Below are 20,783 nucleotides of genomic sequence, written 5' to 3'. Positions count from 1 at the left end.
TGAAGCCCCGGTGCTGGAACACCGGGGCTTCGGTTCGGGCCGTTCCTGTCTGAGAGGAACACACCCAATGAAGTCCATCATCACACTCCCCGCCACCAGCGGGGCCTTGGCGTTTGACGGTGAGCCGTCGGGCGCGGAGCTGGACGCGGTCGAGCTGGACATGCCACTGATCCTGGCGGAGGTCGACCTGCTCGACGCGGAGATCATGACCATCGACCGTCCGGCCACCGAGCTGGACGAGCGCAGGATCCGCCGGGCCCGCAACCGGGTCCTCGGCGAGCGCCGCAACCTGACCAACCGCTTGGGCCTGACTCAGGCCGGCGGTGCCGCATGAACACCCTCATCTACTGGCTCCTGATCGCCCTGTGCACCGGCGTCGAGATCTGGGGCCAGGTCATCGGCAACCACGACCTCGCCCCCGTCGGCTTGCTCGCCGGACTCTGCGTGATCGCCGTCGCCCGCCTCCTGTACCGCGCCAACCAGCGCGAGGGCGGTGAGGAGGGGTGAGCGTCACCGGCAAGGAGCTGAGCAGGCTCCAGAAGATCGTGTTGGGGGCGGCGTTCGTGCCGATGGTCGCCACGGGCGGCGCCGGCGGGTACGGCACCTACACGAACATCAAGGCCGCCTACGGTTCTGGCACTGCCGTCGGTGCCGTCGCGGCCGGTGAGGGCGCCACGGCCGTCCTGGCGATTGTGCTGCTCGGCTTGACCCTGCTCGGACAGTCCTCGCCCCGCGTGATCCGGGCGGGGCTGTGGGCTCTGCCCGCAGCGGCCGCCGCCATGTCCGCCACCGCCGCCACCTCTCTGGGCGAGGTGGTGATCTACGCGCTCACTCCTATGGGCATGACCGCTTCGGCCGAGGGCGCCGCGTTCCTGGCCCGCCGGATCGTCGTCTACCGCGACGGACGCGACGCCGAGACCGAAGCACAGATGGCGGCCATCGTGCAGGCGCTCGCCTATCACCGGGCTCGCGCCGCGAACCACCCCGACGAGAAGGTCCGGCAGAAGTCGGAACGGACGTCGTGGAAGCTGGCCCGGAAGGTCGGCGCCGGCGACATCGCCCTAGGCACTCGACTGGTCGACGTCCAACGCGATCGGGTCACCACGGGGGCCGACGCTGCCCTCGCCGCGATGTTCGGCGCCAGCATCGCCGTCCCGAACATCGCGGTCGACATGGACGCCCCGGTGGTCGAGTTGGAGGTAGACCGGTCCACCCGACCGATCCACCCCACTAATGCGGAGAATTCGGAACAGACTATTAAGAAACGGTCTACCTCTGACCTGCCTGTACCGGCTCTCGAACCGGTCCCGATGGACCCCGGCTCGATCGCGCAGGAAGAGCCCACCGTGGTGCCGTCCGAGGGGTCGACCGGTCGGGTGGTGGTTCGGGCGGTCGCAGCCGAGCAGTCGACTCCCCGCCGGGCAACCGGACGGGTACCGGCGGTCGCCCGATCTACCCAGCCTCGCCGCACGAAGGACGAACTGCTCTCTGAGGCAAGGCAGTTGACTGAGTCATGGCCGGTGGGTCAGTTGACTGCCGACGGGATCCGGAAGGCGCTGCGGACGTCGTCGGAGAAGGGGCGGTGGCTCCGCGACACCCTCAAGAGCGAGCGGAGTGAAGCCGCGTGAGCACGGTCCCCGTCTACCCCTGGCGGCTCGCGCCGGATGGGCTGGCGACGTTCCGGCAGCTCCGCGCGATCGGGCTCCGGCCCGGCGGTCAGGACGTCGCCGCCCAGCTCGAACGCCCCCGCCGCCGACGCGGCCCGCTGGTCGCCTTCCTCTACCGCATCGACCTGGCGCTGCCGGTACGGCCGATGACTCCGGCCCGGTGGGCGGCGCTGGAGCGGGCGAACGCCGCCCGGCGGCTCTGCCCCGAGTGCGGGCGGGACGCCGGGTACCGCGTCCCCGCCTCGCTCGGCATGTGCACCCCCTGCGCCTACCCCGACACCACGGCCGCGTGAGCGGCACCGAGGAGACACCCGTGTTCGCGACCGTGTTCGTGCTGCTCTACCTCGGTCACCTGCTGGCCGACTACCCCTTCCAGACCGACCACCAGGCAGCCCACAAGGCTGACTGCGGCGCCGCGGGCTGGCGCGCCAACCTCGCCCACGCCGCCACGCACGTCGTCCCGTGCGGCCTCGCTCTTGCGGCCGGCGCCGTCCTGCTCGACGACGTGACCGTGAGCGTCCCGGCCGCCGTCGTGGCTCTGGGCTGGATCGGCGGCACTCACGCGTTCATCGACCGCCGCTGGCCCGTCCGCTGGTGGATGGAGCACACCCGCCAGGGCTCATGGGCCCAGCACGGCGGGGCCGCCCACGTCGACCAGACCGCCCACGTTCTCGCTCTCGCCCTCGGAGCCCTCGCGCTGGCCGTCTGAGGCTCAGCGGTCAGGCGCTTGAGGCTTCTCCGACCAGCTCGAAGATCCGGGCGATCCACTTGCGCACCTGGTGCCACCGGTTGCAGTACCGGCGAGAGCGCCACCACGACCGGTACACGAGCTGGCGCCCGCACCACTTGCACGGCTTCGTACGCATCCTCTGATCCCCCATGGCCGCGACTCTAGCGGCCCCTCTGACCTGGGAGAACCGATGTCGAACCTCCCCGAACCCGCCCCCATCGTCCGACTCCCCGACGGCACCTACGCCTACGCCGACCAACTCCCCGCCGTACAGCCCACGGCCGCCGTGCCGCAGGTGGTGCATCAGCACATCCACCAGGCCCCGCCCGACCGCACCGTCCAGCGGATCGCGCTCGGCTCCGGGATCGGCGCCGGCACGGTGGCCGCCGGGGTCTACTTCGGCCCCCTCCTCGTCGGCGCGCTCACCGCGATCGCCGCGAACCTGGCCCTCCTCGCGTTCCTCGCCGCCGTCCTGTCCTGGGGCGTCGTGACCGTAGTCCGCTCCATCGGCGGCCCCGACGGCCGACGGGCCGCGAAGAGCATCGCGAAGGCCCGCAAGCGCCGCTGACGGCTGCCCGTCCACCCCCTGACCTGACCCGGGTCGGGGGTGGGCGGGGAGCCGGGACAGCCCCGCGCCCCATCGATCCAAGGAGTACCGGATGTTCGGGAAGCCGAAGTTCTTCGACTACAACCACTGCCCCGGCTGCCGCCAGCCCGCCCCCAAGCCCAACCCCCGCCTCTGCCCCAACCCCAGGTGCCAGATGCCGCTCAACCCCTACGCCCGCCGCTAACCCAGGATCCGCACACCACACCGCAGACGGAGGAATCCCGTGGCCAGCAAGAACAGCAACGAGCCCGATCCGAAGAACCCCAAGCTCACCGCCGGTGAGAAGGCACAGGTCGGCTGGTACGTCGCCCGCATGTGCAAGCGCGGCATCGCCAGCGAGACCGTCTACCAGGGCGACCTGGAGAAGAAGGTCGACCGGATCATCGACCGCGCCCGCGAGCGCGCCGAGAAGAACGCGAAGAAGAAGTAGCTGTGCCCCGAGGCGGCCGACAGCCGGCAAGCATCCCGACCGCCCCGGGCCCATCCCTCCGCCCTTTCGAGCAGCAGGAGTCCGTCCATCATGACTGAGCCCGTGATCGAGGCGACCGTGGTCGACCTCGACGAGCACCGCGCCGCCCGCACCGAGACGGCGGCCTTAGTCCTCGACAAGCCCAGCCCCGTCGAGTCCACCGTCGCGGAGGAGGACGGGGCGGGGGTCGACGTGGTCGACCTGCCCGGCAACCCGCTCGCGGACTGGCTGATCGTGCCCGACATGCCGGTGCTGCCGGTGTGGGCCCGCTCCCCGAAGTCGATCCTCGACAACGTCACCGCGCTGGGCCGCCTCATCTGGTGGCACACCCGCTACCACTCGGTGCGGACCCCGAAGTACCTGTTCAAGACCGTGCTCCTCGCGGCCCGCGGCTTCTACCGGGCCGTGAAGGGGCTGTGGCCGACGCTGTCCGCGCAGGAGCAGTCCGCGACCGTCAAGGCCCTGCGCGCGCAGTCGAAGCTGCGGCCGGAGGACATCGAATTGGCGGCCCGTCACCAGGCCGCCTATGCGGAGCGGACCCGCAGCCGCAAGTGGCGGTTCGGTCTCGCCGCTACGGGCGTTGCGGCGGCCGCGACCGGCATCATGCTCGCCGACCCCTTGCTCCAGGCCGCGATCGCCGGGGCCGTCACCATCCCGCTCGCCCACCTCGGGCGCGGCGAGGAGACGCGGCTGCTGGACCATGCCGCGCCGCCGATCCGGGTGGACATGTCCGCGCAGCAGCTCAACGACGCGCTGCGGGCCGCCGGCCTCCTCAAAAGCGGTGGCGGCAAGGACGAGAAGGACCTTCCGCGGGTGTCGTGCACGATGGGCCCCGTCCGGGACGGCCGTGGCTGGTCGGTGATCTTCGACATGCCCCGTGGCGGTGGCAAGACCGCGTCCGACGTCCTCGCGAAGCGGGAGGTCATCGCCCAGGAACTCGGCGTGGACGAGATCCAGGTCATCATGTCCCGCGTCCGCGCCGTCAACGGCGGCAACGCCGGCCGCGTCTCGATGTGGGTCTCCGACGACGACCCCTACCTCGGCACCCCGAACCCCTCCCCGCTGGAGAAGGCGGACACGTTCTCCATCTGGGAGCCGGTCCCCTTCGGGCAGGACGCCCGGGGCACGCGGATCAACGTGCCGGTCATGTGGCAGTCGATGTTCTTCGGCGGCCTGCCCCGCCGGGGCAAGACCTTCACCCAGCGACTCCTCACCGCCGCCGGACTCCTCGACGCCTACGTGCGGCACTACGTCGCGGACGGCAAGGGCGGTGCGGACTGGATGCCGATGAAGGCCGTCGCCCACCGGCTCGTGATGGGCGCCGAGGACGACGCGATCGACGCGCTGAAGGCCATGCTCGCGGAGCTGCTGGCGGAGATGGAACGCCGCTTCGCCCTGCTCCGCGACCTGCCGACGTCGGTGTGCCCGGAGGGCAAGCTGACCCCGGAGATCGTCGCCCGCTACAACCTCCCGGTCATCTTCGTCACCATCGACGAACTCCAGGAGTACTTCACCGCCATGGAACGCGAGGACCGCGAGCAGGTCATCAACGACCTGTGCCGGATCGCCCGCCGCGGCCCGGCCGCCGGTTTCATCTCCAACTTCGCCTCCCAGCGGCCCGACGCCGACTCCGTCCCCACGAAGCTGCGAGAGATCATCACCATCCGCTACTCCACGCAGGTCGTCGACCGCGCCTCCAGCGACATGGTGCTCGGCAAGGGCAAGGCCGCCCAGGGAGCCGACGCGTCCGTGCTCTCCGAGGAACACAAGGGCGTCGGCGTCCTCGTGACCGGTCCCGCGTCGTACGTGACCGTGCGGGCCGACTACCTCGACGGCACCAGCTTCGCGGCCCTGTGCCGCAAGGGCCGGACCTTGCGCGAGCAGGCCGGGCAGCTCACCGGCGACGCCGCCGGAGACGTCACCGCCGCCGCCGACGCGGCCGGCGTCGCCGTCCCGCCGATCGTCTCCGACGTCCTGGAGGTCATGCGGCACTCCCCGCGCATGTTCACCACCGACCTGCTCGCCGGACTCGTCAACATCGACGAGGACACCTACGGCGACTTCAACGCCGAGCAGCTGGCCGCCGCCCTGGAGAGCGCTGGGGTGAAGCGGACGAGCAAGCAGGTCAAGATCAGCGGCAGCAACGGCGCCGGATACCAGCGCCGCGACATCGAGGCCGCCGTGCCCGCCGAGATCCTCCTCTCGGCCGGCCGGTAGAGGGGGCCCCCTCTACCCACGCCCAGAACTCCACCCCGGATCCGGCCCCTCCCGCACATCCCGGAGGGGCCCGGAAGTAGCGGGGGCCCTTTACCCCGGTCAAGGGGGTGGTAAGGGCCCCTGACCTGCAAGGTAAGGCCGGTAAAGGGGGCCCTGGCGGCCCCCTTCCGGACCCTCACAGGCCCGGATTCAGGGCCTGCACCCTCCCCAGGGAGACACCGCCCCGTGGTCATCACCGTCTCGCTCGTCATGCTCTTCGGACTCGCCCTGTTCTTCCTCCTGCGCTCCAAGGAACTCGGCCCCGGCTCCGCCTTCACCGCCGTGATGTTCGGGTTCTTCCTCGCCTCCACCGGCGCCGCCGGACCCATCAACCGCGTCGCCGAGTCCCTCATCGACGCCGCCTCCAACCTCTGAGAGAACTCCCGTGCCCCGACTGCGCATCCACCGCACCGACTGGCCGCACCGGGCCCTGGTCCTGACCGACACCCCCCGGCCCGACTGCCCCGACTGCGGCGGAGGGGGCGGGTGGAACCACGACTACGGCGACTACGAGACCGGCGAGTACGCCGGCACCGAGTGGGAGCCCTGCCCGTGCTGGAACGAGGACAACAGGCGGACCCTGCTCCCCCCTCCCTCGCCTGCCGCGCCGCCGCACCCCGCCCACCGACCGATGGGCCCCGTCCGGTGGATACAGCGCCGAACCGCCCTTCTAGCAAGACCGAGGGCGGCCCCCTCTCGCCAAAGAACCGGGGCCGCCCTGCACTCCCTGCCCCTACCAAGAGACCTGGAGGCATCCAGCATGACCCATCCGCCCCTCACTCGGCGAGAGCGTGCCGCCCGGCCGCTACTGCTGGACTTGTTCTGCTGCGCCGGCAGCGCAGGGACCGGCTACCGGCGTGCCGGGTTCGACGTCCTCGGCGTCGACATCCGTCCCCGCCTCAACTACCCCTTCACCTTGGCCCGGATGGAGGTGGCCGCGTGAACAGCCTCCCCACCATCGCCCTCGGCCTCGCCGAGTACGGCCTGCCGGTGCTGCCGCTGCGGGCCGACAAGCGCCCGTTCGGGAACTGCCGCGCCTGCGACGACCTCGCCTGCGGCGGCCGGCCGAACATGCGCGTCCCCGGCCCGTGCGTCTGCCCGTGGCCGTGCCACGGCTGGGCAGCCGCCACCACCGACCACCGGATCCTGGCGTCCCCGCAGTGGGCGGCGGCATGGCGCCGAGCGAGGGCGATCGGCTACCACCCCGGCGGCGCCCGGTTCACCGTCGTCGACCTCGACGACGCCGACGCCGTCACCTGGGCCCGCAACACCCTCCCGCCCACCACAACCGTCACGACGACGCGCGGGGAGCACTGGATCTACTCCGGCACCGTCCGGTCGGTGAACGGCGTCCGCCAGGGCGTGGACATCAAATCGGCCATGTCCTACGCCCGCTGGCTCGGCCCCGGCACCGGCACCACGGCGGCCGTCCCCGCCGCCGTGCAGGCACTGGTCGAGGAGAAGCCCGCTGCCCGCCCGGCGCCCCGCGCTGTCACGGTGCCCGCACCGGCCAGCGGCGGGACGTGCCCGCACCGCTCGCCCGTCTACCTGGAGCGCGGGATCGCCATGGCCGAGCAGCGCATCACGGAGGCCCAGAGCGGGGTGCACACGGCGGTGTACCGGACGTTCCTGGCCGTGCTGTCCGCACACGGCCGGTGCGGCTGCCTCACCGAGACCCACATCGGCCGCCTGTTCACCGCCGCGCAGGCGAAGGGCGAGTCCCCGCGCCACTGCACGACCGCCTGGTCCAACGCTTCCACGGCTTTGGGGATGTGACGTGGCCGAGGAGGAGAAGAACCCCGCCCGCGAGGTCATCACCGACTACGCGCAGGCCAACTTCCGCTACTTCCGCACGGTCGACGGCACCGTCTACGCACAGCGCAACGGCCACCCCGTCGCCCGCCCGATCCGCTCCCAGGGCTCCACGGGGAGCCACCGGCAGGAACTCATGGTCGGCCTGTTCCGCGACGGGCTCGGCGTCTTCAACGGAACCGCCTTGAAGGAGGCACTCGACTTGATCGAAGCACTCGCGCTCACCGAGGACGTCCAGCCCGTCCACATCCGCGTCGCCCCCGGGTTCGACGGCGCTACCTGGCTCGACCTCGGCCGCGACGACGGCAAATCCGTCCGCATCCACCCCACCGGCTGGGACATCCTCACCCCCGACCCGCGCGAGATCTGCTGGCGACGCACCCAACTCACCGGCGAACTCCCCCTCCCCGTCAAGGACACCAACGGCAAGGGCATCGACCTGCTCATGCGACTCTGCAACTTCTCCGACGCCCGCGGGGAAAGCCTGGCCCTGGCCTGGCTGATCGGCTGCCTCGGCCCCGACGCCCCCGTCCCCGCCCCCTTCCTCACCGGCCCCCAGGGCGCGGGCAAGTCCACCGCCGGGAAGATGTTGGTGCGGATCATCGAGGGCATGAGCGGCGACCTCCGGCGCGCGCCGAAGGACGAGGAGAACCTGATCACCGCTGTCGCGGCGGGGTGGGTCACCGGCCTGGACAACCTCTCCCACCTCGGCCCAGACCTGTCCGACCTGATGTGCTGCATCGTCACCGGCGCCGAGAACATCAAGCGCGCGTTGTTCACCGACGGCGACGTCGTCCGCTCCCGCTACCGCCGGCCGATGCTGCTGACAGGCATCGACGTCGGCGTCATCCGACCCGACCTCGCCGAACGCCTCCTGCCCCTTCGGCTGGAGCGGCCGAGGGTGCGGCGGACCGAGGCGGAGCTCTGGGCCGAGTTCGCACAGTCCCTGCCCATGATCCTCGGGTCCGTCCTCGACCTCGCCGTCGAGGTCCGCGCCGCCGAGGCAGACATCCCGACCGACCTGCGCATGGCCGACTTCGCCCACCTGTGCGCCCAGCTCGATACCGCCCGGAACTTCGGGGCCCTGGACGCCTACCGGGCCAGTTTGGACGACCTCAACGACGACGTCATCGAAGGCGACCTCCTCGCCCAGACCGTCCTCAGGCACGCCGCCGGCATCGAGCCCGGAACCGAGGTCCGGATGACGTCCGCCGAGTGGCTGCACGGCCTGACCCAGCTCTACATCGGTGAGGGAGAGTTCAGGCCCCTGCCCAAGGGCTGGCCCACCACCGGCAAGGTCCTCTCCGACCGCCTCAAGCGCCTCCAGCCCGTCCTCGCCGCCCGCGGCGTACTCGTCGACTGGGGGCGGAAGAACAGCGCCCGCTACATCGAAATGGCCTGCCCCAAGCCCACGCACGACGAGCAGCAGGCGTTCTAAAACCGCGCCACACGGGACCAGCCGCACAGGCAAGAGGAGCACGCCGCGCCCAGCGACAGGCGTGCTCCTCTTGCTCCTCGGCGGCTCGCCGCCGCCCAAAGGGCGTGCCGCTTGCGGCTCCCCATTTCATGCCCGAAGGCGCACACCAACAGACAACAGACCCCGCCTTTTCCCTAAGTAGGAAGACGCTGCGTCACCTGCGTCACCACGGCCCCCAAAACCGGGCCTGACCTGCATCAACAAGGGTGACGCAGAGCCCGAAATCCTGCGTCACCCTTCGTCACCTGCGTCACCCGTGACGGACGGCTCCGTCACCGGTGACACAGACCGCTACCCCCTGCGTCACCGAAAAACCGCAGGTCAGCCCCCACAAGTGACGCTGATGACGCAGTGACGCAGAAATCCCCACCTCGGACAGGTGCCGCTCCCAGCATCTCGATCCTTAACCCCTGAACTCCGCCAAGGAGGCACACGTAGTGACCACCGCCGCGAACCCCTCTCCCACCCGCGCCCTGTTCACCGTCAAGGGAGCCGCCGAGTACCTCTCTCTCGGACGCTCAACCGTCTACGAACTCATGGCCGCGAACAAGCTGCCGTACGTCAAGGTCGGCCGTATCCGCAGGCTCCGCCGGACCGAACTCGACGCTTTTGTAGCCCAGTTGGACGTATCCACCAACTGACCATCTAGGAATGCGGGGCGGCCCTGGTCACCGCCGGGGCCACCTCTGGCGTGAAAGGCGAAGATGAACCGTAAGCCCAACATGGAGTCCTCCATCTATCAGGGGCACGACGGCCGGTGGCACGGTCGCGTCACCATGGGATTGAAGGCCAATGGAAGCCCCGACCGCCGCCACCGCAGCGCCGCGACCGAGACCGAGGTCAAGCGCAAGGTCAAGGAGTTGGAGAAGCTGCGCGACGAGCAGCGGGCGCCGAAGGCTGGCCGCGTGCCCACCGTCGGGCAGTGGATGGACACCTACCTGACGACGATCGCGAGCTTGACTCTCAAGCCTCGCTCCCTGGATGACTACTGGTCCAAGACCCGCAACGACATCATCCCCAGCATCGGCCAGCACCGGCTGAACAAGCTGGAGCCGGAGCACCTGGAAACGATGTACGCCGCCATGCTCCGCGAGGGGCACGCACCGTCTCACGTACTGAAGGTGCACCGCATCCTGTCGCGGGCGCTGAAGATTGCACACCGCCGCCGGATGATCGTGGAGAACGTCGCCACCCTGGTGGACCCGCCTACCGTGGACGAGACCGAGGCGAACCCGTTCACTCAGGAAGAGGCGAGGACCTTCCTGGAGGCGGCGGCCAAACGACCTACGTTCGCCCGCTGGCTGGTAGGTGTCGGCATGGGGTTCCGGCAGGGCGAGACGCTCGGGATGCGCTGGAAGTACGTAGACCTGGAAGCGGGACTCTTTCACCCACGCTGGCAGCTCCAGCGGCTCACCTGGAGGCACGGCTGCACCGACCCTCACCGCTGCGGCGAGCGGCTGCACCGGTTCGAGTCGTGCCCACCGACCTGCACCACCCACAAGGGCTACAAGCGGGGATGCCCGAAGTCGTGCGAGAAGACGTGCACGAAGCACGCCAGCACCTGCCCTGAGCGGAAGGGAGGCGGTTTGGTCTTCACTCGCCCCAAGACTAAGAAGAGCAAGGAGCCCGTTCCGATTCCCCCGCCCTTCGTGCAGCCCCTGCGGGACCTGCGCGCCCTCCAGGAGCAGGATCGAGCGGCGGCGGGTGAGCTCTGGCAGGAGCACGACGTCCTGTTTGCCCGGCCGGACGGGCGGCCGCTTGACCCCCGCCAGGACTGGGAGGAGTTCAAGGAGCTGCTCGATGAGGCTGGGATCGACGACCGGCGCCTGTATGACGGGAGCCGCCACACGGCCGGCACGATCCTGAACGAACTCGGCGTCCCTCTCGTGACCATCATGGAGATCCTGCGGCACACCCAGGTGACCCAGACTCGGCGGTACGTGAAGGGCCGGTCCGAGCAGTCCGTGGACGCAATGCGGCGGATGGGAGAGGCGTTCCTCCCGCAGCTCCTGCCCAAGCCAGAGCAGCCGATTGAGGATCGAAGCAAGAGCTCAGACAGCCGTTCAGCACGATCCCGTCTTCGGCGTCGGATCCGCTAAGCCTCAGGCTGGCACCATTCGGTCTGAGTTTCAGCGAAGCGGCCCCCGTAGATTGAAGCGGACCTCCCCTGGAAAAGATCGACTTCATGCACCAAGTCAACTGCGTTTTGGGGGACTTATGATCGTTCGACGCCACTTCGATGAGGATGGCGAGCTGGCTCAGTACGTCCGTAAGGAGCTCAACACTCCGTTGGACTGGCCAGAGGATGCGGAGCTGAACACTGAGCACGTCGCCGAGATCGCTGCCGCGGCAGCCTGCGACGTCTCGTACAACCAGGCCGCCAATGGGCACCTGGTTGATCTCTTCGCCGTTCTGCCCCTGCCCGACACGCCCGACGGACGTGATTTCTGGGATGCACTGCGGGACGCAGGTGGCAGCGCCACTCTCTACGTCGACCCCGCCAATGCGGGTGGCCCGTTCTTCGGCCGTCTAGTCAAGGGCAATGAAGGAGGTATCGCCAGCCGCGTTCTCAGCTTCCTGGGAGAACTCGACGACCCGCAGCGTGACGCTGTCGCCGAGGTGATCGGTGGAGCCGTAGGAGACGTCGAGATCGGTTCGGCAAGTCAGTACCTCGGCAGGCTGTGGATGCGTGACGCCGAGGTCTCCGCCTGGCACGTGCTACTCGCCAAGCATCGGTCACACGAGACGGAGGATGACCGCAAGCGATTCTTTGAAGCGTGGGGTAACGCATAGCGGGACCTTTCCCAGCAGGCGCCGCAGAGTCCTACTGAGACCAGGACTGAGACCGGGAGGACGGGCATCTCCCGCCGTCGGCTAAGGAGCCGCACCCGGTGAGCACAAAGCCCCAGGTCAGATACACCTGACCTGGGGCTTTCGTGGAGCCGCCTTCGGGATTCGAACCCGAGACCTACGCATTACGAGTGCGTTGCTCTGGCCAACTGAGCTAAGGCGGCTTGCCGTGCAGACCCATCGTGGGTGCAGCAGCGCGGCCAAGTCTACACAGTTTCCGGGGGTGCTCCGACCACCCCCGGATCATGGCTACGAGCAGCGCTTTCCGTCCTGCGGAGGAGTGCCTTCCAGGAGGTAGGCGTTGACGGCCGTGTCGACGCAGTCGCTGCCCCGGCCGTACGCGGTGTGGCCGTCGCCCTCGTAGGTCAGGAGGGTGCCCGAGGAGAGCTGCTCCGCCAGGGACCTGGCCCACTTGTACGGGGTGGCCGGGTCGCGGGTGGTGCCGACGACCAGGATCGGGGCGGCGCCCTCGGCGGTGATGCGGTGGGGGCTGCCGGTGGGCCGCATGGGCCAGTAGGTGCAGTTGAGGGCCGCCCAGGCGAGGCCCTCGCCGAAGACCGGGGAGGCCTTCTCGAAGGACGGCACCGCCTTCTCGGCATCCGCGGGGCCCGCGTAGGCGGCCGGCAGGTCGAGGCAGTTCACGGCGGCGTTGGCGTACATCAGGTTGGCGTAGGTGCCGTCCGCCTCCCGCTCGTAGTAGCTGTCGGCCAGGGCCAGCAGGCCCGAGCCCTCGCCGCCGATCGCCCGGGTGAGGGCCTCCCGCAGCTGGGGCCAGGCGCCCTCGTCGTACATCGCCGCGATCACGCCCGTCGTCGCGAGCGACTCGCCGAGCTCACGGCTCTCCCCCGTCGGCACCGGCTTCGCGTCGACGTCCCGGAAGAACGCCCGCAGCGCCTCGCCGGCCGCCGTGGCCGACTCCGTGCCCAGCGGGCAGTCCGGCTTCGTGACGCAGTCGGCGGCGAAGGCGCGGAAGGCGGTCTCGAAGCCGGCCGTCTGGTCGCGGTTAAGGTCGAGCGCGGACAGGGACGGGTCCATGGCCCCGTCGAGGACCAGCCGGCCGACCCTGTCCGGGAAGAGCTCGGCGTACGTGGCACCCAGGAACGTGCCGTACGAGGCCCCCACGTAGCTGAGCTTCTCGTCGCCGAGCACCGCCCGCAGGATGTCCATGTCCCGGGCCGTCTCCACGGTGGAGACGTGCGGCAGGACCTTCCCCGAGTTCTTCCGGCAGCCCGCCGCGAACTCCTTGAAGGCCGCACTCAGCGCGTTGGTCTCCGCCGCCGTGTCGGGGGTCTGGTCCACCTGCGTGTACGCGTCCATCCGCGGGCCCGTCAGGCACTCCACCGGCTCGCTGCGGGCGACCCCCCGCGGGTCGACGGCCACCATGTCGTAGCGGGCGCGGACGGGGGCGGGATAGCCGATGCCCGCGTACCCCTGGAGGTAGCCGACGGCCGACCCGCCGGGCCCGCCCGGGTTGACCAGGAGGGAGCCGAGCCGCTTCCCCGGGCCGGTGGCCCTGATCCGCGAGACCGCCAGCCGGACGTCACCGCCGTCCGGCTTCGCGTAGTCGAGCGGGGCCAGCAGCGTCGCGCACTGGAAGCCCGTCACACCGCAGTCCCGCCACTTCGGCTTCTGCTCGTAGTACCTCTTCAGCGCCTCGCCGTCGGGCGCGGCGGAGGCGGAGGCGCGGGCGGCCGCCTCCGTCGTCGTACGGGACGCGGCGGCGTCGCTTCCGCCCGTGCAGCCGGAGAGGATCAGTCCGGCGGCCGCGAGGGCCGTGGCGGACGTACGGAGCAAACGCCTGGAGTCCATCCCCGGAGCGTATCCGGGTGAGTACGGAACGTGTCCAATCGCGCGGGCAAGGCGGTCGAACAGGGTCAGTCGCGGAGCGCCATCGTCATCGCCTCCACCGCGAGCAGCGGTGCCACGTTCCGGTCGAGGGCGTCCCGGCAGGCCAGGATCGCCTCGATGCGGCGCAGGGTCCGCTCCGGCGCGCTGTCCCGGGCGACCCGCTCCAGCGCGTCCCGCACGTCGGCGTTGGCGATGGCCGAGCGCGAGCGGAGCTGGAGCGCGAGGACGTCGCGGTAGAAGCCGGTCAGGTCGGTGAGCGCGAGGTCCAGGCTGTCGCGCTGCGTACGCGTCCGGCGGCGCTTCTGCCGGTCCTCCAGCTCCTTCATCACACCGGCCGTGCCGCGGGGCATCCGCCCGCCCTGCGCGGCGCCGAGCGCCGCCTTCATGTCCTCGGTCTCCTTGGCGTCGACCTCCTCCGCGACCTGCTTCGCGTCCTCGGCCGCCGCGTCGACCAGCTCCTGGGCGGCCTTGAGGCAGCCGCCGACGTCCCCCACCCGCAGCGGGAGCTTGAGGACGACGGCCCGGCGCGCGCGGGCCCGCTCGTCCGTGGCGAGCCGCCGGGCCCGGTCGATGTGCCCCTGGGTCGCGCGGGCCGCCGCGTGCGCCGCCTCCGGCTCGATGCCGTCGCGCCGGACGAGCACGTCGGCCACGGCCTCCACCGGCGGCGTCCGCAGGGTCAGGTGCCGGCAGCGGGACCGGATCGTCGGCAGCACGTCCTCGATGGAGGGCGCGCACAGCAGCCAGACCGTGCGCGGCGCGGGCTCCTCGACGGCCTTCAGCAGTACGTTCCCCGCGCCCTCGGTGAGGCGGTCGGCGTCCTCCAGGACGATCACCTGCCACCGGCCGCCCGCGGGCGAGAGCTGGGCGCGCCGGACGAGGTCGCGCGTCTCCTTCACACCGATGGACAGCAGGTCCGTACGGACGATCTCCACGTCCGCGTGGGTGCCGACGAGCGTCGTGTGGCAGCCGTCGCAGAAGCCGCAGCCCGGGACCCCGCCCATCGCCCGGTCGGGGCTCACGCACTGCAGCGCGGCGGCGAACGCCCGCGCCGCGGTCGCCCGCCCGGAGCCCGGCGGGCCGGTGAACAGCCAGGCGTGGGTCATCTTCGACGCCTCGGGGACGGGCTCTCCGGCGGCATGGGCGGTCACGAACGCGTCGGCGTCGCGCGCGGCGGCGGCGAGCTGCTCCTCGACCCGCGCCTGTCCGACCAGGTCGTCCCATACGGCCATGTCTGCCCCTCCTCAGGTACGCCCTCCATTGTGGGGCAGTGCTCTGACAAGAGTGGGCAGCGCTCCGGGCGGCCCCGGCCGACGGCGGGTCAGGCCGCGCCGCGGGCTCCCGCTCCGGTGCGCGTCCGGGTCAGCCACAGGCCGACGGCGGAGCCGAGCACGAGGACGCCCGAGCAGACGCTCGCCGCGACGTGCGCGGCTCCCGTCCAGCCGGAGAGCGTGTTGACGAAGAGGTTGACGAAGGCGCCGGTCGCGAGCAGCAGCCAGAGCAGGAATCGCATGGGGATCTCCAGGGGTGTCGAGGGTGTCGAAGGGGAGGGGCGCCGCGAGGCGCCGCCGGGAGGCGGGGCCTCGGCGTCGTGTGGGTCCGTACGGGGCCTCGGCGTCGTGTGCTTCCCTGCCGTCGGGGCAGTGGTTCGATCCTCTCCGCTGCCCCGTCCCCGCACAGCGGTGCCTGCTCCCGGACCGATGGTGGAGCCCGCACCACCGTGCTCCTCGGGTCCGCCGCCTACCCTGGCGGGATGCGCGAGGCGATCAAGGAAGCGGCCCGGGCCTGGTGGCACCTGCTGACCGGGGCCGCTCTCGCGGTGCTCTGTCTGCTGATGGCCGCGGTCGCCCTCTTCACCGCCGTCCTCACTCTCACCGTCATCGGCGCCGGCGTCCTCCCCGAGAGCGTCCTGCTGCTCCGCGCCCTCGCGGGCCGGGAGCGGAGCCGTACCGCCGCCAGAACCGGGACGCCCGTCCCCGAGGCGTACCTTCCGCTCGACGGCCCCCTCCCCGCGCGCGTGCGGACCGCCGTCACCGATCCCGGCACCCACCGGGACCTGGTCTGGGCCGCCGCGCACGCCGTCTACGGCATGGCGCTGTGGTGCGTCTCGCTCGTGGTGTGGGTGTGCGCGCTGGCCGTCGACGGCGTGTGGACCGGGCTCGCGGGGCGCCGCCCGCTGGTACTGCCGCTGATCGGCCGGCTGGCCGCGCTGGAGACCGACTGGGCGCGCGTCCTGCTCACCCCTCCCCCGTCCGCCGCCCGGGACGCGGCGCTCGCCGCCCGTGTCGAGCAGCTGACGGCCACCCGGGCGGGGGCGGTCGCGGCGCACGGCGCCGAGCTGCGCCGGATCGAGCGCGACCTGCACGACGGCGCGCAGGCCCGGCTGGTTGCGCTGTCCATGCGGATCGGCCTGGCCAGACGGGCGTACGACTCCGATCCCGCGACCGCCAGGAAACTCCTCGACGACGCCCAGGAACAGGCCGAGGAGGCACTGGCCGAGCTGCGCCACGTCGTCCGCGGCATCCATCCGCCGATCCTCACCGACCGCGGCCTGACCGGAGCCGTGCGGGCCCTCGCCGCGAGCAGCGGCCTGGAGGTGGCGGTGTCCGTCACCGGCCTCGACGACCACGCCGACAGCACGGCCGGCACCGGCAGCAGCGGCGACGGCCACCGAACCCGCGCCCCCGCCGCCGTCGAGGCCGCCGCGTACTTCGTCGTCGCCGAGGCCCTCACCAACGCCGCCAAGCACAGCGGCGCCCCCGCCGCCTCCGTCGCCCTCGCCTCCGCGCCCGCCGGCCTGCGCGTCCGTGTCGAGGACGCGGGCCGCGGCGGGGCCGAGGCCGGCGAGCGCGGCGGCTCCGGCCTGACGGGCATGCGCCGCCGGGTCGCCGCGCTCGACGGCACCGTACGACTGACCAGCCCCCCGGGGGGCCCGACCGTGATCGAAGTGGAGCTTCCGTGCGTGTGGTGATCGCCGAGGACAACGCCCTCCTCAGGGAGGGCCTGGTCCTGCTGCTGTCCTCCTCCGGCCACGAGGTCGCAGGGGTCGCGGCCACCGGACCGGAGATCCTGCCGCTGCTCCTGGAGCACCGCCCGGACGTCGCCGTCCTCGACGTGCGGCTGCCCCCGGGCTTCCGCGACGAGGGGCTGCGGGCGGCGCTCGCGGCCCGCGAGGAGCTGCCGGGACTGCCGGTGCTCGTCCTCTCCCAGTACGTCGAGGAGACGTACGCGGCCGAGCTCCTCGGCGGCGGCGCCCGGGGGGTCGGCTACCTCCTGAAGGACCGGATCGGGCGCGTCGACGAGTTCCTCGACGCCCTGGAGCGGGTCGCCGCCGGCGGTACGGCCCTGGACCCGGAGGTCGTCGCCGAACTGCTCGCCCGCCGCCGCGACGACCCCCTGGACTCGCTCACCCCGCGCGAGCGCGAGGTCCTGGGGCTGATGGCCCAGGGCCACGACAACGGCACGATCGCCCGCTCGATGGTGGTGACCGAGCGGGCCGTGCACAAGCACATCGGCAATGTCTTCGCGAAGCTCGGCCTGCCGCCGAGCGACAGCGGCGGCCACCGCCGGGTCCTCGCCGTGCTCGCCTACCTCAACGCCTGAGGCGCCGCCCCGAGACGGGCAGGAACACGCCCGCCGCCACCGTGACCACCACCGTCCCCGCGATCAGCGCCGCCTGCGCGGGCGGCAGGTAGGGCAGCCCGCCCGTCATGGCCCAGGCGAAGGCGGTCAGCGGCAGCGCGGCCACCACGGCCCCGATGAGCAGCCCGGCGGCCGTGAGGAACCCGGCCTCCAGGCCGAGCATCCTCCGCACCTGACCGACCGAGGCACCCACCTGGCGCAGCAGCGCGAGCTCGCCGCGGCGGCCGGCGCCGATCAGGGCGAGGGTGCTCAGGACCGAGAGGACGGTGAGCGCGCCGATCGCGGTGACGACCGCCGCCGAGACGATCCCGTTCAGCTCGGCCCCGGCCGCCGTCACCTGTTCCGGCGCGACGGCCGGGGCGCCCGGACCGATGGCGGGTGCGACGGAACCGGTGGCGTGTGCGGCGCCCGAGCCGGTGGCGGGTGCGGCGGAACCGGTGGCGGGTGCGGCGGCCGAGCCGCCCGTACCCGTGGCGGGTGCGGCAGCCGAGCCGCCCGTACCCGTGGCGGGTGCGGCGGCCGAGCCGTCCGGTCCCGTGGCCCCGCCCTCCGTCGCCGCCAGCACGCGCGCGGGGAACGGGTCGGTCATGTGCGGGGCCAGCTCGGCCTTCGGCAGCAGGAACTCGCCGAGGGCGAGCGAGCGTTCGTACACCGCGACCACCCGCAGCCGCTTCTCCGTGCCGTCGCCGAGCCGCAGGGCGACCGTCGAGCCGGGCCGCACGTCCAGCGAACCGGCCATGTCCGCGCCGACCGCGACCGTCCCGCGCGCCGCGAGCCCGGCCAGGTCGCCCGCGACCACGCCCGGGTCGAGCGTGCCCGCCAGCCCGTCGGCGTCCACGCCGAGCACCGGGAGCCGGTCGAGGCGCGGCGCGCCGGCCTCCGTACGGGCCAGGACCACCGTCGAACGCAGCACGTCCGTCGCCGCGGTCACGCCCGGCAGCTTCCGCACCTGCTCCGCCGTCGTGCCGGAGACCGCGAGGTCGGCGGTGGTCGCCGCCCTCGCCTGCGCCTCGGCCGCCCGGCCCACGGTCGAGCCCGCGGTGAGCTGGACCAGCGCGAAGGCGGTGACGAGGACGACCGGGACGAGGGCGGCCCCGAGCCGCCGGGAGTGCGCGGCCGCACCGGCCGCCGTGAGCCGTCCGGGTGCCCCGCCGAGCCGCCGCAGCGGCCCGTCCAGGACCCGCATCGCGCCCCGCGCGATCCACGGCCCGAGGAGCGCGCACCCGGAGACCAGCGTCACCGTGGCCGCGCCGGCCGCGGCGCCGGCCGCCTCGCCGCCCTGGGCCGTGGCGGTCACGGCAGCCGCCGCGCCCAGGACGAGCAGGACGATCCCGCTGACCCGCCGTGCGGAACCCTTGCCCGCGCGGCCCCCGCGTCGGGCCGACCGGGTCGATCCGGTCGATCGGGTCGAGAAGAGGACGACGAGCCGGGCGAGGCCCACCACGAGGGCCGCGACGACGAGCACGGAGGCGAGCAGCCAGGGCGGGGTGGGCAGGACGAGGCCCTCGGGTACGACCCCGGTACGGGCCCGCAGCAGCGTCCAGGCGACCAGGAAGGTCGGCACGGCCGCCAGCGCGCCCAGTACCGCCGCCACGCCCGCCACCCGGGTCACCTCCCGGCCCGCGGCGGCCCGCACCTGACGGGGCGTCGCGCCGACCGCGAGCAGGAGGTCCCGCTCGGGGCCGCGCTGGCCGAGCGCCTGCGCGACGAGCGAGGAGAGGACGAGGACGGCGATGAGGAGGACCGTCCCGGAGACGGCCGCGAGGATCTGGAGGAGCTCGGTGCGGGCGGGCGGCGCGGCGAGGTGCTCGGCGCCGCCCCGGCCGTCGCCGGTGAGCGCCCGAAGGGGCTGCCCCGTCGCGGTGTCCTTGAGCCCTGCCTCGTCGAGGGCCGCCCGCACGCGCGCGTGGAGGGTGTCCACGGGGACGCCGGGCTCGGCGAGGACCCCGACGGCGTCCACGGCGCCCGGGTGTCCGGCGAGCCGTCGCGCCTCCTGGGCGGTGACGTACAGGGCGGCGGGCCCGTCGGCCACGCCGACGACCTTCCGCCCGGCCACGGTGTCCCCGACCCGCGCCCCGGTGCCGGTCCCGGTGACGACCTCTCCGGCCGTACGGGGCTCCCGCCCGTCGAGCAGCCCGTACGGCGCGAGCGCGGCGGCCTCCCAGGACCGCCCGCGGTGCACCTCGCCGGCGGCGGCACCCGAATCGGGCCCCGTCCCCCGTACGACGAAGGTGTCGTCCGGGACCGCGGCGCGGACGCCCGGGACCTCGCGCAGGACGTCGACGGCCGAGGCCGGGATCCGTACGCGCTCGGTCAGCCCCGCCGAGACGGTCGTCGGCTCGCTGCCCCACGGGTCGGTGGTCCAGCTGATCTCCTGGTCGCCCGCGACGACGACGGGCGCCGCCGCGTACCGCTCCACGCGCGCGTGGCCGACGCCGGCCGAACCGATCGCGAGGGCGAGCGCGCCGAGCAGCGCGGAGGTGACGACGACGGCCGCGAACACGGCCGCCCAGGCCTTGCGGTGCGTCCGCAGCGAGCGGGCGGCGAGCAGCCTCACCGCCGGGTTTCCGACGGCGCTCATCGTGCCACCGCCAGGTGCTGCCCGGCCGGCGCGCCGAGGGCCGCGCGGACCCCGGCCTCGTCGGGCCTGTCGAGGCGGCCGACCAGCCGGCCGCGCTCCAGGAACACCGCCTCGTCCGTCCAGGCCGCCGCCACCGGGTCGTGCGTGACGAGGACGACGGTCCGGCCGCGCTCGTCCACCGCGCGCCGCAGCAGGGCGAGGACCCCGGCGGCGGTGACCGGGTCGAGCGCGGCGGTCGGCTCGTCGGCGAAGACGACCTCGGGTTCGTTGACGAGGGCCCGCGCGATCGCCACCCGCTGCCGCTGACCGCCGGACAGGTTCTCCGGCACGTCCTCGGCCCGGTCGGCGAGACCCACGGCGGCGAGACCGGCCAGGGCCCGCTCGTCGAGCTCACGGCCCTCGCGGGCGCCGGCGAGCAGCAGGGGCAGGGTGACGTTCTCGCGCACGTTCAGCGCGGAGACGAGGTTCAGCGACTGGAAGACGAAGCCGACGCGGTCGCGCCGCAGCCGGGTGAGCCCGGCCGCCTTCAGGCCGGCGAGGTCGGTGCCCCCGATCCGTACCGTGCCCGTGTCCGGCCGTTCGAGGCCCGCCGCGCACCGCAGCAGCGTGGACTTCCCGGAGCCCGACCGGCCCATGACCGCCACGAAACGCCCGCGCGGGACGACGAGGCTCACCCCGTCGAGCGCGGGCGCGCCGCCTCCGTACGTGCGGCTCACCCCGTCCAGGGCGAGGGCGGCACCGTTCTCCGTCACTGCTGTCGTCGTCATACCGACCACGCTAGAAAAGCGCAGGTCGCAGCGGTATGGGGCTGGCTTCCAGGTCGATGGTGGGGCTGGCTACACCCTCG

At 72.5% G+C, this 20,783-nt stretch carries 23 protein-coding genes, 1 tRNA gene and 1 pseudogene; 19 read left to right on the top strand and 6 right to left on the bottom strand.

Translation table 11 applies throughout. The features are described 5' to 3' along the window. The first annotated feature begins 67 nt into the window (after nt 1–67). The 17 genes and pseudogenes from ACF08F_RS02870 to ACF08F_RS02790 all read left to right on the top strand — a co-directional run bounded on the left by ACF08F_RS02870 (nt 68) and on the right by ACF08F_RS02790 (nt 11,811). Nucleotides 68–334: a DUF6284 family protein gene (locus ACF08F_RS02870; protein WP_392296701.1), complete on the top strand. Its 267-nt coding sequence runs from the start codon at nt 68–70 to the stop codon at nt 332–334. Then, the gene (locus tag ACF08F_RS02865; protein ID WP_392296700.1) at nt 331–507 is read left to right on the top strand and encodes a hypothetical protein; all 177 of its coding nucleotides are present in this window, start codon (nt 331–333) and stop codon (nt 505–507) included. The genes ACF08F_RS02870 and ACF08F_RS02865 overlap by 4 nt, the downstream gene beginning before the upstream one ends. Further along, nucleotides 504–1,628 (top strand): conjugal transfer protein, encoded by a 1,125-nt coding sequence (locus ACF08F_RS02860; protein WP_392296699.1) that lies wholly within the window; start codon nt 504–506, stop codon nt 1,626–1,628. The genes ACF08F_RS02865 and ACF08F_RS02860 overlap by 4 nt, the downstream gene beginning before the upstream one ends. Continuing rightward, the gene (locus ACF08F_RS02855) at nt 1,625–1,960 is read left to right on the top strand and encodes an RRQRL motif-containing zinc-binding protein (protein ID WP_392296698.1); all 336 of its coding nucleotides are present in this window, start codon (nt 1,625–1,627) and stop codon (nt 1,958–1,960) included. The genes ACF08F_RS02860 and ACF08F_RS02855 overlap by 4 nt, the downstream gene beginning before the upstream one ends. 20 nt (nt 1,961–1,980) lie before the next feature. After that, nucleotides 1,981–2,376, top strand: coding sequence for a DUF3307 domain-containing protein (locus ACF08F_RS02850; protein WP_392296697.1), 396 nt, complete (start codon nt 1,981–1,983; stop codon nt 2,374–2,376). A gap of 211 nt (nt 2,377–2,587) precedes the next feature. Next, nucleotides 2,588–2,965, top strand: coding sequence for a DUF6251 family protein (locus tag ACF08F_RS02845; protein ID WP_392296696.1), 378 nt, complete (start codon nt 2,588–2,590; stop codon nt 2,963–2,965). Between the two features lie 91 nt (nt 2,966–3,056). Further along, the gene (locus tag ACF08F_RS02840) at nt 3,057–3,188 is read left to right on the top strand and encodes a hypothetical protein (protein ID WP_392296695.1); all 132 of its coding nucleotides are present in this window, start codon (nt 3,057–3,059) and stop codon (nt 3,186–3,188) included. A 39-nt stretch (nt 3,189–3,227) separates the two neighbouring features. After that, nucleotides 3,228–3,434 carry a DUF6257 family protein gene (locus tag ACF08F_RS02835; RefSeq protein ID WP_392296694.1) on the top strand — a complete coding sequence of 69 codons (207 nt, stop codon included), beginning with the start codon at nt 3,228–3,230 and terminating at the stop codon, nt 3,432–3,434. A gap of 90 nt (nt 3,435–3,524) precedes the next feature. Then, on the top strand, nt 3,525–5,690 hold the full coding sequence (locus tag ACF08F_RS02830) for an FtsK/SpoIIIE domain-containing protein (RefSeq protein ID WP_392296693.1): 2,166 nt from the start codon (nt 3,525–3,527) through the stop codon (nt 5,688–5,690). A gap of 225 nt (nt 5,691–5,915) precedes the next feature. Beyond that, on the top strand, nt 5,916–6,104 hold the full coding sequence (locus tag ACF08F_RS02825) for a hypothetical protein (protein WP_392296692.1): 189 nt from the start codon (nt 5,916–5,918) through the stop codon (nt 6,102–6,104). Nucleotides 6,105–6,114: 10 nt separating this feature from the next. Then, nucleotides 6,115–6,403: pseudogene (locus ACF08F_RS02820) on the top strand (hypothetical protein). 86 nt (nt 6,404–6,489) lie between these two features. Next, on the top strand, nt 6,490–6,672 hold the full coding sequence (locus tag ACF08F_RS02815; RefSeq protein ID WP_392296691.1) for a hypothetical protein: 183 nt from the start codon (nt 6,490–6,492) through the stop codon (nt 6,670–6,672). Further along, entirely contained in the window at nt 6,669–7,505 is an 837-nt protein-coding gene (locus ACF08F_RS02810; protein ID WP_392296690.1) for a DNA primase, read from the top strand. Before ACF08F_RS02815 ends, ACF08F_RS02810 begins: the two co-directional genes overlap by 4 nt. Before the next feature lies 1 nt (nt 7,506). Further along, nucleotides 7,507–8,979, top strand: a complete 1,473-nt coding sequence (locus ACF08F_RS02805) for an ATP-binding protein (RefSeq protein WP_392296689.1) — start codon at nt 7,507–7,509, stop codon at nt 8,977–8,979. Nucleotides 8,980–9,455: 476 nt separating this feature from the next. Next, nucleotides 9,456–9,659, top strand: a complete 204-nt coding sequence (locus ACF08F_RS02800; protein WP_392296688.1) for a helix-turn-helix domain-containing protein — start codon at nt 9,456–9,458, stop codon at nt 9,657–9,659. 81 nt (nt 9,660–9,740) lie between these two features. Then, a complete protein-coding gene (locus tag ACF08F_RS02795; RefSeq protein ID WP_392296687.1) occupies nt 9,741–11,117 on the top strand; it encodes a tyrosine-type recombinase/integrase in 1,377 nt (458 codons plus the stop codon). Nucleotides 11,118–11,235: 118 nt separating this feature from the next. Further along, complete coding sequence (locus ACF08F_RS02790) at nt 11,236–11,811, top strand: hypothetical protein (RefSeq protein WP_392296686.1); 576 nt, start codon at nt 11,236–11,238, stop codon at nt 11,809–11,811. A gap of 144 nt (nt 11,812–11,955) precedes the next feature. Here ACF08F_RS02790 and ACF08F_RS02785 read toward each other — a convergent pair. The 4 genes from ACF08F_RS02785 to ACF08F_RS02770 all read right to left on the bottom strand — a co-directional run bounded on the left by ACF08F_RS02785 (nt 11,956) and on the right by ACF08F_RS02770 (nt 15,226). Further along, nucleotides 11,956–12,032, bottom strand: a tRNA-Thr gene (locus ACF08F_RS02785). A gap of 85 nt (nt 12,033–12,117) precedes the next feature. Next, nucleotides 12,118–13,677, bottom strand: a complete 1,560-nt coding sequence (locus ACF08F_RS02780; protein WP_392296685.1) for an alpha/beta hydrolase — start codon at nt 13,675–13,677, stop codon at nt 12,118–12,120. 65 nt (nt 13,678–13,742) lie between these two features. Next, nucleotides 13,743–14,945, bottom strand: a complete 1,203-nt coding sequence (locus ACF08F_RS02775) for a DNA polymerase III subunit delta' (RefSeq protein ID WP_392296684.1) — start codon at nt 14,943–14,945, stop codon at nt 13,743–13,745. Between the two features lie 89 nt (nt 14,946–15,034). Further along, the gene (locus ACF08F_RS02770) at nt 15,035–15,226 is read right to left on the bottom strand and encodes a hypothetical protein (RefSeq protein ID WP_392296683.1); all 192 of its coding nucleotides are present in this window, start codon (nt 15,224–15,226) and stop codon (nt 15,035–15,037) included. A gap of 240 nt (nt 15,227–15,466) precedes the next feature. Here ACF08F_RS02770 and ACF08F_RS02765 point away from each other — a divergent pair, with 240 nt between their 5' ends. Both ACF08F_RS02765 and ACF08F_RS02760 read left to right on the top strand, forming a co-directional pair. Then, complete coding sequence (locus ACF08F_RS02765) at nt 15,467–16,684, top strand: sensor histidine kinase (RefSeq protein ID WP_392296682.1); 1,218 nt, start codon at nt 15,467–15,469, stop codon at nt 16,682–16,684. Continuing rightward, nucleotides 16,672–17,316, top strand: coding sequence for a LuxR C-terminal-related transcriptional regulator (locus tag ACF08F_RS02760; protein ID WP_392296681.1), 645 nt, complete (start codon nt 16,672–16,674; stop codon nt 17,314–17,316). Before ACF08F_RS02765 ends, ACF08F_RS02760 begins: the two co-directional genes overlap by 13 nt. Here the strand turns inward: ACF08F_RS02760 and ACF08F_RS02755 are convergent. Together ACF08F_RS02755 and ACF08F_RS02750 are read right to left on the bottom strand one after the other, a co-directional pair. Then, nucleotides 17,306–19,936, bottom strand: coding sequence for an FtsX-like permease family protein (locus tag ACF08F_RS02755; RefSeq protein ID WP_392296680.1), 2,631 nt, complete (start codon nt 19,934–19,936; stop codon nt 17,306–17,308). The two genes, ACF08F_RS02760 and ACF08F_RS02755, sit on opposite strands and share 11 nt — an antisense overlap. Next, on the bottom strand, nt 19,933–20,703 hold the full coding sequence (locus ACF08F_RS02750; protein WP_392296679.1) for an ABC transporter ATP-binding protein: 771 nt from the start codon (nt 20,701–20,703) through the stop codon (nt 19,933–19,935). The genes ACF08F_RS02755 and ACF08F_RS02750 overlap by 4 nt, the downstream gene beginning before the upstream one ends. Between the last annotated feature and the right edge of the window lie 80 nt (nt 20,704–20,783).

Source organism: Streptomyces sp. NPDC015130 (assembly GCF_043080005.1).
In the GTDB taxonomy this organism is placed as follows: Bacteria; Actinomycetota; Actinomycetes; order Streptomycetales; family Streptomycetaceae; genus Streptomyces.
The sequence above is the reverse complement of the archived record's forward strand: the minus strand, read 5'-3'. Positions and strand labels throughout refer to the sequence as shown.

Excerpts from the sequence above, each read along its gene's own strand:
- ACF08F_RS02755 (WP_392296680.1), bottom strand. The coding sequence starts at position 19,936 with ATGAGCGCCGTCGGAAACCCGGCGGTGAGGCTGCTCGCCGCCCGCTCG.
- ACF08F_RS02870 (WP_392296701.1), top strand. The coding sequence starts at position 68 with ATGAAGTCCATCATCACACTCCCCGCCACCAGCGGGGCCTTGGCGTTT.
- ACF08F_RS02775 (WP_392296684.1), bottom strand. The coding sequence starts at position 14,945 with ATGGCCGTATGGGACGACCTGGTCGGACAGGCGCGGGTCGAGGAGCAG.
- ACF08F_RS02790 (WP_392296686.1), top strand. The coding sequence starts at position 11,236 with ATGATCGTTCGACGCCACTTCGATGAGGATGGCGAGCTGGCTCAGTAC.
- ACF08F_RS02780 (WP_392296685.1), bottom strand. The coding sequence starts at position 13,677 with ATGGACTCCAGGCGTTTGCTCCGTACGTCCGCCACGGCCCTCGCGGCC.
- ACF08F_RS02795 (WP_392296687.1), top strand. The coding sequence starts at position 9,741 with ATGGAGTCCTCCATCTATCAGGGGCACGACGGCCGGTGGCACGGTCGC.
- ACF08F_RS02840 (WP_392296695.1), top strand. The coding sequence starts at position 3,057 with ATGTTCGGGAAGCCGAAGTTCTTCGACTACAACCACTGCCCCGGCTGC.
- ACF08F_RS02770 (WP_392296683.1), bottom strand. The coding sequence starts at position 15,226 with ATGCGATTCCTGCTCTGGCTGCTGCTCGCGACCGGCGCCTTCGTCAAC.
- ACF08F_RS02765 (WP_392296682.1), top strand. The coding sequence starts at position 15,467 with ATGCGCGAGGCGATCAAGGAAGCGGCCCGGGCCTGGTGGCACCTGCTG.
- ACF08F_RS02830 (WP_392296693.1), top strand. The coding sequence starts at position 3,525 with ATGACTGAGCCCGTGATCGAGGCGACCGTGGTCGACCTCGACGAGCAC.
- ACF08F_RS02750 (WP_392296679.1), bottom strand. The coding sequence starts at position 20,703 with ATGACGACGACAGCAGTGACGGAGAACGGTGCCGCCCTCGCCCTGGAC.
- ACF08F_RS02815 (WP_392296691.1), top strand. The coding sequence starts at position 6,490 with ATGACCCATCCGCCCCTCACTCGGCGAGAGCGTGCCGCCCGGCCGCTA.
- ACF08F_RS02865 (WP_392296700.1), top strand. The coding sequence starts at position 331 with ATGAACACCCTCATCTACTGGCTCCTGATCGCCCTGTGCACCGGCGTC.
- ACF08F_RS02845 (WP_392296696.1), top strand. The coding sequence starts at position 2,588 with ATGTCGAACCTCCCCGAACCCGCCCCCATCGTCCGACTCCCCGACGGC.